Source organism: Microbacterium sp. NPDC055312 (assembly GCF_053645675.1).
Genome location: NZ_JBSHMU010000003.1, coordinates 41,752 through 54,359 on the forward strand (window position 1 = coordinate 41,752; position 12,608 = coordinate 54,359).

Genomic DNA, 12,608 nt, shown 5'->3' on the forward strand with positions numbered 1-12,608 from the left:
CAGGAGAACCGATGAGAATCAAGCTGACGCTGCGGCGCCCGGGTGTCCCTCTGACCGACATCGTCGTCATGGCCGACTCGACGGCCACGGTCGCCGACGTGGCAGGGCAGATCGCCGGCACCGACCCGCTGCGCTCGGTCATGGCGTCCGGCGGCGATGTGCTCAGCCTGTCGGTCGCGCCCCCGACCAGCGACGAGCTCGTCACGCTCAACCCCGACCTGCTGATCGGCGATGCGCCGGTCGGCTCGGGATTCCTCACCGAGGTCGTCAACCTCGGTCCCAACCGTGCGGCCACGCCCATGCTGTCCAGTCGCGCAGCGGCACTGCTCACGGTCGTCTCGGGGCCGGCCGCCGGTCAGGAGTTCCCGCTGCCGGTGGGGCACTTCTTCATCGGCCGTGACACCGCGAACGACGTGGTGCTCGCCGACCCGCTCGTCTCGAAGCGGCACGCGCGCATCGAGGTGGCATCCACCTTCGTCGAGATCGTCGATCTCAACTCCGCGAACGGCATCCTGGTCGACGGCGGACTCGTGCAGCGCCTGAGGGTCATCCCCGGTCAGAAGTTCACCCTCGGCGACTGCGAGCTGGTCGTGCACCTGGTCAGCGACTACGACGGCTCGGCGGCCGCCGATCCGGTTCTCGAGCGGGGCGGGGCGCTGCTGTTCAACCGCAGCCCGCGCGTCGAAGAGCGCTACACCGGCGCCGACCTCGACGAGCCGCGCTACCCGAAGGACCAGGTGCAGAGGCTGTTCCCGTGGCCGATGCTGATCGCCCCGATCCTGCTCGGCGCCGCGATGTTCTTCATCTTCGACAACCCGCGGTCGCTGCTGATCATGGTCATGTCGCCGATGATGATGTTCGGCAACTTCATCTCGCAGAAGACGAACATCGGTCAGCGACTGCGCAAAGAGGTGGAGTCGTTCGAAGAGCAGTTCGAGCGACTCGAGGAGAAGCTCTACCACGCCCAGCCGCGCGAACGCGCGGTGCGCCAGGCAGAGGTGCCGGCCGTGGCGATCGTCTTCGACGAGTCGATGCGCCTGGGGCCCATGCTGTGGACCCGGCGCCCCGAGCACTGGAACTTCCTCGCCGTGCGCCTGGGCACCTGCGAAGACGAATCTCGCACCAAGGTCAAGCGGGCCGAGGTTCCGGAGGCGCTGGTCGAGTACGTCGAGCGCGTCGACCGGCTCGAAGACCGCTACCGGATGATCAGCGACGTGCCGATCCTCGAGTCGCTGCAGAGCGTCGGCTCGATCGGCGTCGCAGGTCCCACCTCGTCGGCGAGCGACGCCCTGCGCGGTCTCGCCGTGCAGCTGTTCGGCATGCACTCGCCCAACGAGCTCGTCACGGTGGCGATCACCGAACCCGGCTGGGCGAACGAGCTCGACTGGCTGAAATGGCTGCCGCACACCTCGAGCGAGCGCAACCCGTTCAAGGACGTGCCACTGGCAGACTCGGCCTCGACGGGCGCTGCGCTGCTGAACGGGCTGGAAGAGCTCGTCATGCGCCGGGCGAAGGCGGCATCCGCTCCCCGCCCGCCCTACGGCGACGACTGGGACCCGACCCTCTTCGGCACGGACGTGAAGCGCGCCGCCGAAGAGGCGAGCTTCCCCGGGCAGACCGCGGTGCTCGTCATCATCACCGACGACGCGCCCGTCGACCGCGCCCGGCTCACCCAGATCCTCGAGCGGGGCGCCGACGTGGGTGTATACGCGCTCTTCGTCGCGCCCGTGGTCGAGGCGCTGCCGGCCGCGTGCCGCAGCTTCATCGACGTCACCGGCGGACTCGAGAACGCGCGCGTCGGCACGGTGCGCAACGGCGCCTCGTACACCGGCGTGCAGGTCGAGGGCGTCTCGCACGCGTACATGACCATGTTCGCGAAGCGCCTCGCACCCGTCGTCGACTCGAGCACGGTCGTCGAGGACTCCTCCGACATCCCGAACTCGGTCATGTTCCTCTCGCTGGTCGGCGGCGAGGTGGCATCCGACCCGACCGCGGTCATCGACCGCTGGCGGCAGAACAACACGATCATCGACCGCTCCGGCGCCCCGCAGGCGCGGCTGAAGAAGGCCGGCAACCTGCGTGCGATCATCGGCCAGTCGCAGACGGATGCCATGACACTCGACCTGCGCACGCAGGGCCCGCACGCCCTCGTCGGCGGCACCACGGGAGCCGGAAAGAGCGAGTTCCTGCAGGCGTGGGTGCTCGGCATGGCCGCGGCGCACAGTCCCGACCGCGTCACGTTCCTGTTCGTCGACTACAAGGGCGGATCGGCGTTCGCCGACTGCGTCGACCTGCCGCACACGGTCGGGCTGGTCACCGACCTCAGCCCGCACCTCGTGCGCCGGGCGCTCACCAGCCTGCGCGCCGAGCTGCACCACCGCGAGCACCTGTTCAACCGCAAGAAGGCGAAGGATCTGCTCGAGCTCGAGAAGCGTCGCGACCCCGACACCCCGCCCGCGCTCGTGCTCGTGATCGACGAGTTCGCCGCGCTCGCCGGAGAGGTGCCCGAGTTCGTGGACGGCGTGGTCGACATCGCCCAGCGCGGGCGCTCTCTCGGCATCCACCTGATCATGGCCACCCAGCGGCCCGCCGGCGTCATCAAAGACAACCTGCGCGCCAACACCAACCTGCGCGTCGCGCTGCGGATGGCCGACGAGTCCGACTCGAAGGACGTCGTCGACGACCCGATCGCGGCATCCTTCCCGCCGTCGATCCCCGGTCGCGGCATCGCCAAGACCGGGCCGGGGCGTCTCGTGCCCTTCCAGTCGGCGTATGCCGGCGGCTGGACGACCGACGAAGAGCAGGTCGCCGAGGTGAAGGTTGCCGAGCTGCGCTTCGGGTCGACCCAGCTGTGGGAGGCCGAGCAGGCGCCCGAGTCCGATTCGCACGACGAGGACCTCGGCCCCACCGACCAGAAGCGCATCGTCGCAACCCTGGTGAGGGCATCCGCGCAGGCGGGCATCCCGGCACCGCGCCGACCCTGGCTCGACGACCTCGAGCACGCCGTCGACCTGCGCGACCTGCCGCTGCGCGGTGACGGCGAGATCCTGCTCGGCAAGATGGACGTGCCCGCCCGTCAGCTGCAGGAGCCGACGTACTTCGTGCCCGACAAGGACGGCTCGCTGCTGGTCTACGGCACGAGCGGCTCGGGCAAGTCGACCGTGCTGCGCACTCTGGCCATCGCGGCCGGGCACGATCCGAAGAGCAGCGTCGAGGTGTACGGGCTCGACTTCGGCTCGGGGTCGCTGCGCAGCCTCGAGGTGCTGCCGCACGTCGGATCGATCATCGCGGGCGACGACGCCGAGCGCGTGCAGCGCATCCTGCGCTCGCTCGCGCGCGTGCTCGACGACCGCGGCAAGCGCTTCAGCGCGGCGAACGCCGCGAGCCTCACCGAATACCGCGAGATCACCGGGCGCGACGAGGCGCGCATCCTCTTCCTGATCGACGGCTTCCCGCAGTTCCGCTCGGAGTGGGAGTCGACCACCGCGCGGATGCCGTTCTACCAGACGTTCATGCGGATCCTCGGCGAGGGTCGCCCGCTCGGCGTGCACGTGGTCGCCACCGCCGACCGCTCGGGGTCGGTGCCCACGGCGGTCAGCGCGAACGTGTCGCGACGCGTGGTGCTGCGCCTGGCCGACGAGTCGGCGTACGCGATGCTCAACGCACCCAAGGACGTGCTCGACGAGCGCTCCGCCCCGGGCCGCGCCATCATGGACGGGCTGGAGACGCAGATCGCCACCCTCGGCGGCACGCCCAACGTCGCCGAGCAGACCAAGCTGCTCGAGAAGCTGGCGGCCGAGCTGCGTGCGGCCGGAGCACGCGAGGTCGCCGAGATCGGCGCGCTGCCGACGCGCCTGTCGGTGCGCGATCTGCCCGAGCGGGTGGCGGAGTTCCCCGTGCTCGGCGTCGCCGAAGACACCCTGTCGGCGCGCGACTTCGACCCCGTCGGCACCTTCGTGGTGGCGGGACCGCCGCTGGCGGGCAAGACGAACGCGCTCAAGGCGCTGATCACCGCGATGCGCCGATTCGACCCGGCCGTGAAGCTGTTCCACTTCGGTGGACGCCGCTCACAGCTGAAGGAGTACGCCGACTGGACGCGCAGCGCCGTGACAGCCGACGATGCCAAGGAGCTCGCGAAGGAGATCGCCGAGCTGGTCGCCGACGACGCCCTTCCCGTGCGCGTGATGATCGTCGTCGAAGACGTGCCGCAGTTCGCCGACAGCCCGGCCGAGCGGGAGATGAAGGCGCTGTTCCAGGCGATCAACCGCAGCGACCACTTCCTCGTCGGCGACGCCGACGTGACGCAGGTGACCAGCGGCTTCGGGTTCATCGGCGACTTCAAGGCGGGCCGCAAGGGCATCATCCTGAAGCCCGACTCGTTCGACGGCGACGCGGTCTTCAAGGTGCCCTTCCCCAAGGTCAAGCGCACCGACTTCCCCGAGGGCCGGGGCATCTTCGTGCAGGCAGGGCGCCAGGTGACCGTGCAGCTGCCGCTGGTCGAGGGAGAGCTGCTCGCATGAGAGAAGCCGAGTTCGGCGGCGCATGGCCGACAGCCGCCGCGGGCTGATCGCCGGGCGGACCGGTGATGGGGAGTTGTGCCCATCGACGGTTTCTGGGGGTGTTGTTAGTTTGGGGGTGTCGGGCCGGGGTGGTCCGGTTCGATCGATTTATCGGAGGTGTTGACGATGGCCGATTTCGGTGCGTCTTATGCGGAGATGGAGCAGGTGGCGTCGTCGCTGTCGCAGGCTCGTGATGACATTCAGGGGCAGTTGGACACCCTGAAGGGTCAGGTGGACACGCTGCTGGGTGAGGACTTCAAGACGCAGCACGCGTCGGGCAAGTTCGGTGAGGGCTACGGGGAGCTGACCACGGGTCTGAAGACCGCGGTGGACGGCATCAACGACATGTCGGAGTCGCTGCTGGGCATGATGCGTGCGATCCAGGATCTGGATCAGCAGCTCGCCGGCGGCTGAACCCGCACGAACCACGCGGAGGGGCCGGGCGACGTCCGGTCCCTCGTTCGAATGACACGGAGGGACTGCAGCAGTGGTCGACATCATGCTGGACCTGGAGAGGCTCCGGAAGACCAAGAGCGGTTTGAAGGAGTCCGTCGACGCGTTCGAGGCCGCAGCCGCCACCAACGACCAGCTCGAGCAGGCCATCGGCAAGCCCGACGGCCGCTCCGAGCTGAGAAGCCGCGTCTCGGATTTCGAGTCCGACTGGAAGTCGAACCGCGGCAAGCTGCAGAAGAACCTCGATGAGATCCTCAAGCAGCTCACCGGCATCATCGACGGCTGGGACGAGTGGGACACGAACACCGCTGCTGACTTGGAGACGCCGACAAGCACGACCGGGGTCTCTGTCGGAAAGGCGACGGCGCGATGAGGTCACCTTTCACGTCGAATGAACTGCGTCCGCTGGAGGGCGAACCCGGCACGATCTGGGCCGACGGTCAGGCATTCGTCGAGCTCGCCACCACGATGGACGAGACCGCGGAGATGCTCGTCGAGGTGGGCGATTCCAGCATCCACAAGAGCAAGGGCACCGACAAGCTCGCGGAAATGGCCAAGGACTCCTCCGCAGACCTCTCCGACGCCGCTGTCCGCTACGAAGGAACCGGAAAGGCGCTGCGCACCTACGCCGACGCTCTGAGGAAGGCCCAGAACTGGCTCTCGCTGCACCAGGATGAGGTCGAGAGGGCCGAGAACGAGTACCAGACCGCTCTGGAGGCCAAGGAGTCTGCCGACCGCCAGCTGGCGTCGGTGGAGCACCAGTGGCCCTGGGAGGACGAGCCGAGCCAGGAGGACAAGGATGCCGCTTCCGGTGCCGCGTCGTCCGCGCAGACCTCGCTGAACAGCGCCGAAAACGAGCGGAACAGTCAGTGGCGCAGCTTCGACCACGTGTTCGAGGAGTGGTCGGACGCCTACGACGACGCCGTCGCGGGCGTGCAGAAGGCGATGGATGCCGCCGACAACGGCGACGGATTCTGGGGCCTCGTCGACGACCTGCTCACGGTCATCTCCGTGGTTCTCGTCGTGCTCACCGTCGTGGCACTGATCATCGGCGCGCCGTTCACCGGTCTGCTGGCCGCGGTCATCCTCGGGCTCACGCTTCTCAGCCTCGGGCTCACCGCCCTCAAGTGGGCCGACGGCCGCGCCACCCTCGGCGATGTGGGGCTCGCGGCTCTCGGGCTGCTGCCGTTCGGCATCGGCAGAGTGCTCTCGAAGGGCGTTCCCGCGCTGAGCGCAGTCGTCAAGGGCGGGCGGGGCGTAGTGACCTCGGTGATCCGCTCGGGACTGCCGCGTGTTCGACTGCTGCATCCGTCCACCTGGGGAACACCGTTCCAGTGGCTCGCCGCGCCCATCCGCTCGATGAGCGGACTGCCCAAGCCGGGCATGTTCGTCAACCCGCTGCGCACCATCGCCAACGGCGGCCCCGAAGTCCAGCAGATCCAGCGGTTCCTGACGACCATGAAGGGCTCGGGGTGGGGCTCCAATCCTGCCGTGCAGCAGTTCGTGACGCAGACCGCCACTCAGCTGCCGGGAAAGTTCACCCAGTTCCTCAACGCGGTGTCCTGGACCGGGGCTGCCGGATTGACCGGATACGGCGCTGCCACGGCACCGTGGTGAGAGGCCGTAGGTTAGGGGATATGTCTTCAGCCCGCGCCCGTCTGCAGAAGAGAACCACGACGCTCTACCTGCTGCTGAGGATGCTGCAGGCCGCTGTGCTCATCGTGTATCTGCTCGCCTCCCTTCTGCTCGCCGGGGGTCAGGTCAGCGTTCACGGTTCGCCCATCTGGGACGCCGCCGTGGACTTCCCGCTGTTCTCCCTTCCGGGGTGGCTGATGCTGACGCTCTCGGCCACTGGCGTCCTGCTCGCGGTGGTCGTCCTCGTGCTGTCGCGAGTGGATGACGCCGGTCGCGTCGTCGGCGCCTTCTCGGCGACCGCCGCGGCCACCGTCGCCTCGTTCTTCTTCGCGTGGGCGCTGCCCGAGGGGTCGGGAGCGGATCTTTCGCTGCGGTGGGCGGCGGCGTTCACCGACGCTGCGGTTCTGCTCGCCCTGCTCGTCACATCCGGCACCCTCGCCCTGATGTCGGATCGCCGACGTGCACGGCAGGGTCTGCCGCTGTGGTCGGGGATGGACGACGAAGCATGACCGACGAGCAGCCCGGGGGCTTCAGCATCCTCTTCCCGCCGGGCTGGACCCGGTACTTCGTCGATGACGAAGGTCGCAAGGCGCTCACGTCGCGCCTGTCCGCACAGATCCGCGCCCTCGGACGTCCCGACCTCGACGTCGAGGCGCGGATGCTCATCAACCAGCAGTGGAAGCAGCTGCAGGGCCGCCGGGTCGGAGCCGTCTACCTTCCCGACACGACTCACGACGATTCCGCCCCGCTGCCGATGTCGTTCGCGCTGATCCAGCATGTGGCGCAGGCGGGAAGCGATTTCGAGTCGTCGTTCCGCGGGATGGCCCACGGCCGCGTCGAGGCCTTCGACACGGTCATCGGGCGAATCCTGCGCGCAGACAGCGAGCGGCGCGGCAAGGAGGAGCTCGCCGAGGTCATCGGGCGCCAGATCGACTACGGCATCCCGCTGCCCGGGCAGGGCGAGGGGCGCGGGATGATCATCTCGGTCTCGATCACCACGCTGGACGAGACCGATCCCGCTCTCGTCGCGGGTCTGGCGGAACTCAGCGACACGATCGTGGAGACGTTCCGATGGCGGCAGTGAGCGGCTTCAGAGCGCGGCCGGACCAGGAAGCCTGGCTGACTCTGCCCATGACCTTCCCCTTCAACGATCTCGCTGACGATCTGGCCTGGGCGGCCGAGGTCGCGCAGGACCGGGCCGCTGAGGGCGCGCCCGCCGCAGTGCGCACCGCCATCGCCGAGAGCGCGCTCGCCCTGGTGCGCGCGGATCCTCCGCTTCCCGGCGTGCAGGAGCGGTTCTGGTGGATGCCGTCGATCGGCCGTACTGCCGTGGTCGCGCACCTGACTGCCGTCGAGCTCGACGACTCCCTCAGTGCAGAGCCGCTCGACTCCTTCGCACAGCTGGGCGTGGGCGGGTTGGTGCAGGTGATCGCGCCGATCGAGGGCTCCCCGTTCGAGGAGGCGCTCGACTGCGTGCTCATCATCCCCTTGGGGGAGGAGAGCATCGCACTCCGACGGCAGATCGGCCGGCAGGCCGGGACGCTCGTGCTCATGGACGTGTTCGTCGAGGACGGCGTCGCGCTGTATGTCGCGGAGCAGGATGTCTCCTCGCTCTTCGCATCCATTCAACTGCGTTGAGACCGCAGCTCGCCGGCGAGTCGCATCGCCAAAGCAATCGCATGGCTGCATCGCCGACAGCCGCCGCGGGCTGATCGCCGGGCGGACCGGTGATGGGGAGTTGTGCCCATCGACGGTTTCTGGGGGTGTTGTTAGTTTGGGGGTGTCGGGCCGGGGTGGTCCGGTTCGATCGATTTATCGGAGGTGTTGACGATGGCCGATTTCGGTGCGTCTTATGCGGAGATGGAGCAGGTGGCGTCGTCGCTGTCGCAGGCTCGTGATGACATTCAGGGTCAGCTGGACACCCTGAAGGGTCAGGTGGACACGCTGCTGGGTGAGGACTTCAAGACGCAGCACGCGTCGGGCAAGTTCGGTGAGGGCTACGGGGAGCTGACCACGGGTCTGAAGACCGCGGTGGACGGCATCAACGACATGTCGGAGTCCCTGCTGGGCATGATGCGTGCGATCCAGGATCTGGATCAGCAGCTCGCCGGCGGCTGAACCCGCACACGCAGTCTCGAGGGGCCGACCGATGATCGGTCGGCCCCTGTTCTGTTCCACGAGGGGTCGACACGACGGGAGGGGGCGCAATGGCCGACGGGATCTGGGTCCGCTACACCGAACTGAGCGAGGTCAACGACCAGCTGAAGTCGATCGTGCAGGAACTGACCGACGCGGCATCGCGTACCGCCGCGGTGCAGGCGGCGATCGGGTCGCCCTACGGCAAGACCAATCTGGGTCGCCGGGTGCACGACTTCGAGAGCCGCTGGGATGACAAGCGCAACGAGCTCAGCACCGACATCGACAAGGTGCAGAAGCATGTGCAGGGCGTGCTCGACGGCCTGCGGGACTGGGATGTCGAGACCGCTTCCCAGATGGAGATCGATGTGACCGGCGAGCAGAGCGAGGCGCGCCCGGCCGCACACGCCCCTGCCGGCGGCGCCCCCGCGTCGGCGCGGTGACGGGAGACGGACATGCTTTCACCCAAGGGACGCCAGGTCGTCGCACTCGTGGGCGAGTCAGGCGCGATCCGCGCACGCGGAACCGAGATCACGACACTGGGCGAGCAGATGCAGACCAGCGCCGCGTTCCTGCGGCGACTGGCCGACCAGGCATCGGGGATGAAGGGGGAGGCCGTCGAGAAGCTGCAGGAGATCGTCGGCGACACCCACATCGAACTGGGTCGCGCCGCAGCCCTCTATCAGCCGACCGGCCCCATCCTCGTCGAGTACGCCGACGCGCTCGGCGAATACCAGCCGCGCATTCTCGTGCGCGTACGCACGTGCGAAGAGGCGAGAGCCGCGTATGACGCGGCTCCCGGCTACCTCGACCGGCCGTTCTGGGCGGAGCCTGCTCCCTGGCGCAGCGACGACGAGAAGCAGAGCATGGGCGAGCAGAACGACGCCGACGACCGCGAGAAGCAGCGACTGCACGACGAGTACCAGAGCGCCCTGAAGGACTTCGACACCGACGTCGACTCGTGGGAGGAGGTCTTCGACAGCACCGCTGACCGGATCGAAGACGCTTTCGACGGCAAGATCGAGGACAGCACCTGGGACGACATCGACGGCGGCGTCGCCGTATTCGTCCAGGTGCTGCAAGTGGCCGGCACCGTGCTCGCCGTCGCCGCCATCGTCATCGGCGGCCCGGTGATCGCCGCGATCAGCGCCGTCGTCGCCATCGCGACCCTCGCGGCGGTCGCCTACCAGTTCTTCCGCGACGATGCGAGCGGGATGGATCTCGCACTCGCGATCGTCGGCGTCATCCCGTTCGGCAGCGCGGGCAAGCTCTTCCAGGGCCGCAGCGGAATGCTCAGCTTCGCCGGGGACACCTTCGCCGCCTTCAAGCCCGCCACATGGAGCGCCGCCGGAGCACAGCTGCGCAGCGTCGCGATGGCCGGGCGGTTCGCGGGCGGCGGCATGAGCGGGTTCGTGCAGGGCGGGCGCACGTTCTGGCAGCTGAACAACCCGGCCGGCGTCGGCGACGTGTTCAGCCGCTTCCTGCTCGGCAAGGACACCACCAAACTCACCGGGGTCGTCGAGACCATGACGGCGGGCTCGCAGGGCTGGGCGCGGTCGACCACCCTGCCGGCCGCATGGGAGTTCACGCACATGATGATCGCGGGGCCGATCAAGATGACAGACAAGATCGCGAACTGGACCGGGCACGGCGACCAGGCGATCAGCAAGCGCGTGCCGTGGCTGGGAGCGGTGCTGTGATCTCGTTCCCCTCCGGATGGTCGCCAGGAACCTGGCGCATCACCGGCACCTCGCTGGATGCCGGCTGGCTCGCCCTCCCTGCTCTCGAGACGCCGGCTGAGACCGGGGCCTGGGTGGCGGAGAACACCGCGCTGCTGCGGGCGGCATGGGCGCAGCACTGGACCCCGGATGCCGAGCAGCTCGTTCCCGATATCCTGCGCGCCGGGCTCGGGCACCGTCGCAGCGACGATGCGCTGGCCTTCCAGGTGTGGCCTGCGCAGCATCCGCTCTGCGTTTTCGTGCACGTCGTGATGGCGCGCGGCGACGGCGAGTTGCCAGGACCCGGCGACGGCATCCTGTTCGAGTCCGAGGGGCTGGGGCCAGGCGTTCTCGTGCCACGAGTGGAGCGGCTCGGCGACGCCGACGCGCTCGGCTACGACATCGTCTTCGCGTTCGACGACGACGTCGTGGTGATCGTGTCGGTCGAACCCACCTTCGCGGACCTGCTGGGCATCACCTCGCCGTCGATCCAGGCGTTCACGGCATCGCTGCAGCTCGTCGATCCCGACGAGCGCATCCGCCGGGCGCGCGCACCGCGCCTGCGGGAAGCGCAGCCCGCCGACACCTGGGTTGATAGCCTGACCGCATCATGACGCTCACTCATCCGGATGCACGATCCTGGGCCCGCGCGCGCTCGGCCGCTGAGGAGCCGAGGCTCGGGATGCTGGAGGCGGTGGCCTTCCAGCAGCATCCCGACCTCGTGGCGACGTTCGGCAGCGACGGCGCGGCGGTCGCCGAGATCCTCACCCGGCGCACGCAGAGCCCAGCACGGCGCGGCTCCACCGCGGTGCTGGCGGTGCTGGCGATCCTCGGCGTGATCGCTCCGGTCGCCGGCATGACGGTGCTGGGGGCGGAGTCGTATCTCATCGACCGGGTGCCGGCGGCGACCTCGGTTCCCGTGGCCGCGGCTGCGTTCGCCGTCGGAGCGGTCATGCTGCTCGTCACCGGAGTGCTGTGGCTGCGCAGCGGCGCCCGCTGGTCGGGCCTGGTGTGCGGCATCGCGGTCGTCAGCGCCATCGCCGCGGGCTTCGCCACGGCCAGCATGCCGACCGTCGCCGCGCGCGACGACTACCCGCTCGACCAGGTCATGCTCACACCCGTCTGGGGTGCGCTCGCGCTCGGTGCGCTGCTCGCCGTGGCAGTGCTGCTGCGCTTCCGGGTGCGCCCCGCTGAGGCGGCCACCGAACCCACCCTGCCCGTGACCATCACGGACCGCGAACGCGCAGCGCGGTCAGTCGCCGCGCTGCCCGCCGACCAACGCCACTCCATCCAGCATGACCGCGACACCGCCCTGCAGATCCTTCATGAACGCGGCTTTCTCGACGACACCGCGCTGGAGCAGGCGCTGGCCGCGCCGTTGGGCACCCTGTTCACGCTCGACCCGATCCGGAGGAGCTCGCCGTGACCGACGTCCCACAGGGCTCCGCGACGCGCGTCGGCCTGCGCGAGCTGCTCGGCGGCGAACCCGACCCCGACTTCTCTCTCGTGCTTCCGCCCGGCTGGATGCGCCGCGGCGTCGACGAGGACGAGCAGGCGCGGATGCTCGCGAAGATCCGCACGCGCACGATGCAGGCGCACCGCCCCGACCTGCTCGCCCGCCTGCGGGTGATGATAGACCAGGCGTTCGCCCAGATGCGCAAGGTGTCGACCGTGGCGATGTTCACGCCGACGGACGAGGCGCCCGAGAGCGCCCACCTCCCGGCGTCGCTCACCGCGAGCATCCAACACGCCGAACCGGGCCAGACGCTCGACTCGTACGTTCGGACAGCGATCCTCACCGACGGTGCCACGCCGCTGCTCGGCGACAAGCGCATCATGCGCATGGAACGGGAGACGACCGACGCGCTCGACGGTGAGCAGCTGCGGGTCACCACCGTCGCCTATCTCACTCCGGTTCCCGGCAGTGGACGTCGACGCGCGCTGCTGCTGACCCTCGTCCTGCTGCGCGGAGCGGATGTGCCCGCCGACGATCCACCGCTGCTGCAGATGAAGTCACTGTTCGACCTGTGCGTGTCCACCCTCACCTGGCATCCTCGGCACTGAAGCAGAGGTGCGGCGACGCCTGACGTGCCGGAATGGGGAGTAA

General features: G+C 68.9%; 13 protein-coding genes. All 13 read left to right on the forward strand.

The genetic code is table 11. From position 1 onward, the window contains the following. The first annotated feature begins 11 nt into the window (after positions 1-11). The 13 genes from ACWIDW_RS08775 to ACWIDW_RS08835 all read left to right on the forward strand — a co-directional run bounded on the left by ACWIDW_RS08775 (position 12) and on the right by ACWIDW_RS08835 (position 12,565). On the forward strand, positions 12-4,520 hold the full coding sequence (locus tag ACWIDW_RS08775) for an FtsK/SpoIIIE domain-containing protein (protein WP_454124567.1): 4,509 nt from the start codon (positions 12-14) through the stop codon (positions 4,518-4,520). A gap of 165 nt (positions 4,521-4,685) precedes the next feature. Beyond that, on the forward strand, positions 4,686-4,973 hold the full coding sequence (locus tag ACWIDW_RS08780; protein WP_083428829.1) for a WXG100 family type VII secretion target: 288 nt from the start codon (positions 4,686-4,688) through the stop codon (positions 4,971-4,973). A 73-nt stretch (positions 4,974-5,046) separates the two neighbouring features. Continuing rightward, a complete protein-coding gene (locus tag ACWIDW_RS08785) occupies positions 5,047-5,385 on the forward strand; it encodes a hypothetical protein (RefSeq protein WP_454124568.1) in 339 nt (112 codons plus the stop codon). Further along, positions 5,382-6,629: a hypothetical protein gene (locus ACWIDW_RS08790; RefSeq protein WP_454124570.1), complete on the forward strand. Its 1,248-nt coding sequence runs from the start codon at positions 5,382-5,384 to the stop codon at positions 6,627-6,629. The genes ACWIDW_RS08785 and ACWIDW_RS08790 overlap by 4 nt, the downstream gene beginning before the upstream one ends. A gap of 20 nt (positions 6,630-6,649) precedes the next feature. Further along, positions 6,650-7,156, forward strand: coding sequence for a hypothetical protein (locus ACWIDW_RS08795; protein WP_454124572.1), 507 nt, complete (start codon positions 6,650-6,652; stop codon positions 7,154-7,156). Continuing rightward, on the forward strand, positions 7,153-7,731 hold the full coding sequence (locus ACWIDW_RS08800; protein ID WP_454124573.1) for a hypothetical protein: 579 nt from the start codon (positions 7,153-7,155) through the stop codon (positions 7,729-7,731). Before ACWIDW_RS08795 ends, ACWIDW_RS08800 begins: the two co-directional genes overlap by 4 nt. Before the next feature lie 47 nt (positions 7,732-7,778). Further along, positions 7,779-8,285, forward strand: a complete 507-nt coding sequence (locus tag ACWIDW_RS08805) for a hypothetical protein (protein WP_454124575.1) — start codon at positions 7,779-7,781, stop codon at positions 8,283-8,285. Positions 8,286-8,477: 192 nt separating this feature from the next. After that, positions 8,478-8,765, forward strand: coding sequence for a WXG100 family type VII secretion target (locus ACWIDW_RS08810; RefSeq protein WP_083428829.1), 288 nt, complete (start codon positions 8,478-8,480; stop codon positions 8,763-8,765). 89 nt (positions 8,766-8,854) lie between these two features. Next, positions 8,855-9,226 carry a hypothetical protein gene (locus tag ACWIDW_RS08815; RefSeq protein ID WP_454124576.1) on the forward strand — a complete coding sequence of 124 codons (372 nt, stop codon included), beginning with the start codon at positions 8,855-8,857 and terminating at the stop codon, positions 9,224-9,226. A gap of 12 nt (positions 9,227-9,238) precedes the next feature. Then, positions 9,239-10,483 carry a hypothetical protein gene (locus tag ACWIDW_RS08820; protein WP_454124578.1) on the forward strand — a complete coding sequence of 415 codons (1,245 nt, stop codon included), beginning with the start codon at positions 9,239-9,241 and terminating at the stop codon, positions 10,481-10,483. Then, positions 10,480-11,115, forward strand: coding sequence for a hypothetical protein (locus tag ACWIDW_RS08825; RefSeq protein WP_454124580.1), 636 nt, complete (start codon positions 10,480-10,482; stop codon positions 11,113-11,115). Before ACWIDW_RS08820 ends, ACWIDW_RS08825 begins: the two co-directional genes overlap by 4 nt. Then, positions 11,112-11,927, forward strand: coding sequence for a hypothetical protein (locus ACWIDW_RS08830; RefSeq protein ID WP_454124581.1), 816 nt, complete (start codon positions 11,112-11,114; stop codon positions 11,925-11,927). Before ACWIDW_RS08825 ends, ACWIDW_RS08830 begins: the two co-directional genes overlap by 4 nt. After that, positions 11,924-12,565, forward strand: a complete 642-nt coding sequence (locus ACWIDW_RS08835) for a hypothetical protein (protein ID WP_454124583.1) — start codon at positions 11,924-11,926, stop codon at positions 12,563-12,565. Before ACWIDW_RS08830 ends, ACWIDW_RS08835 begins: the two co-directional genes overlap by 4 nt. Positions 12,566-12,608: the final 43 nt, after the last annotated feature.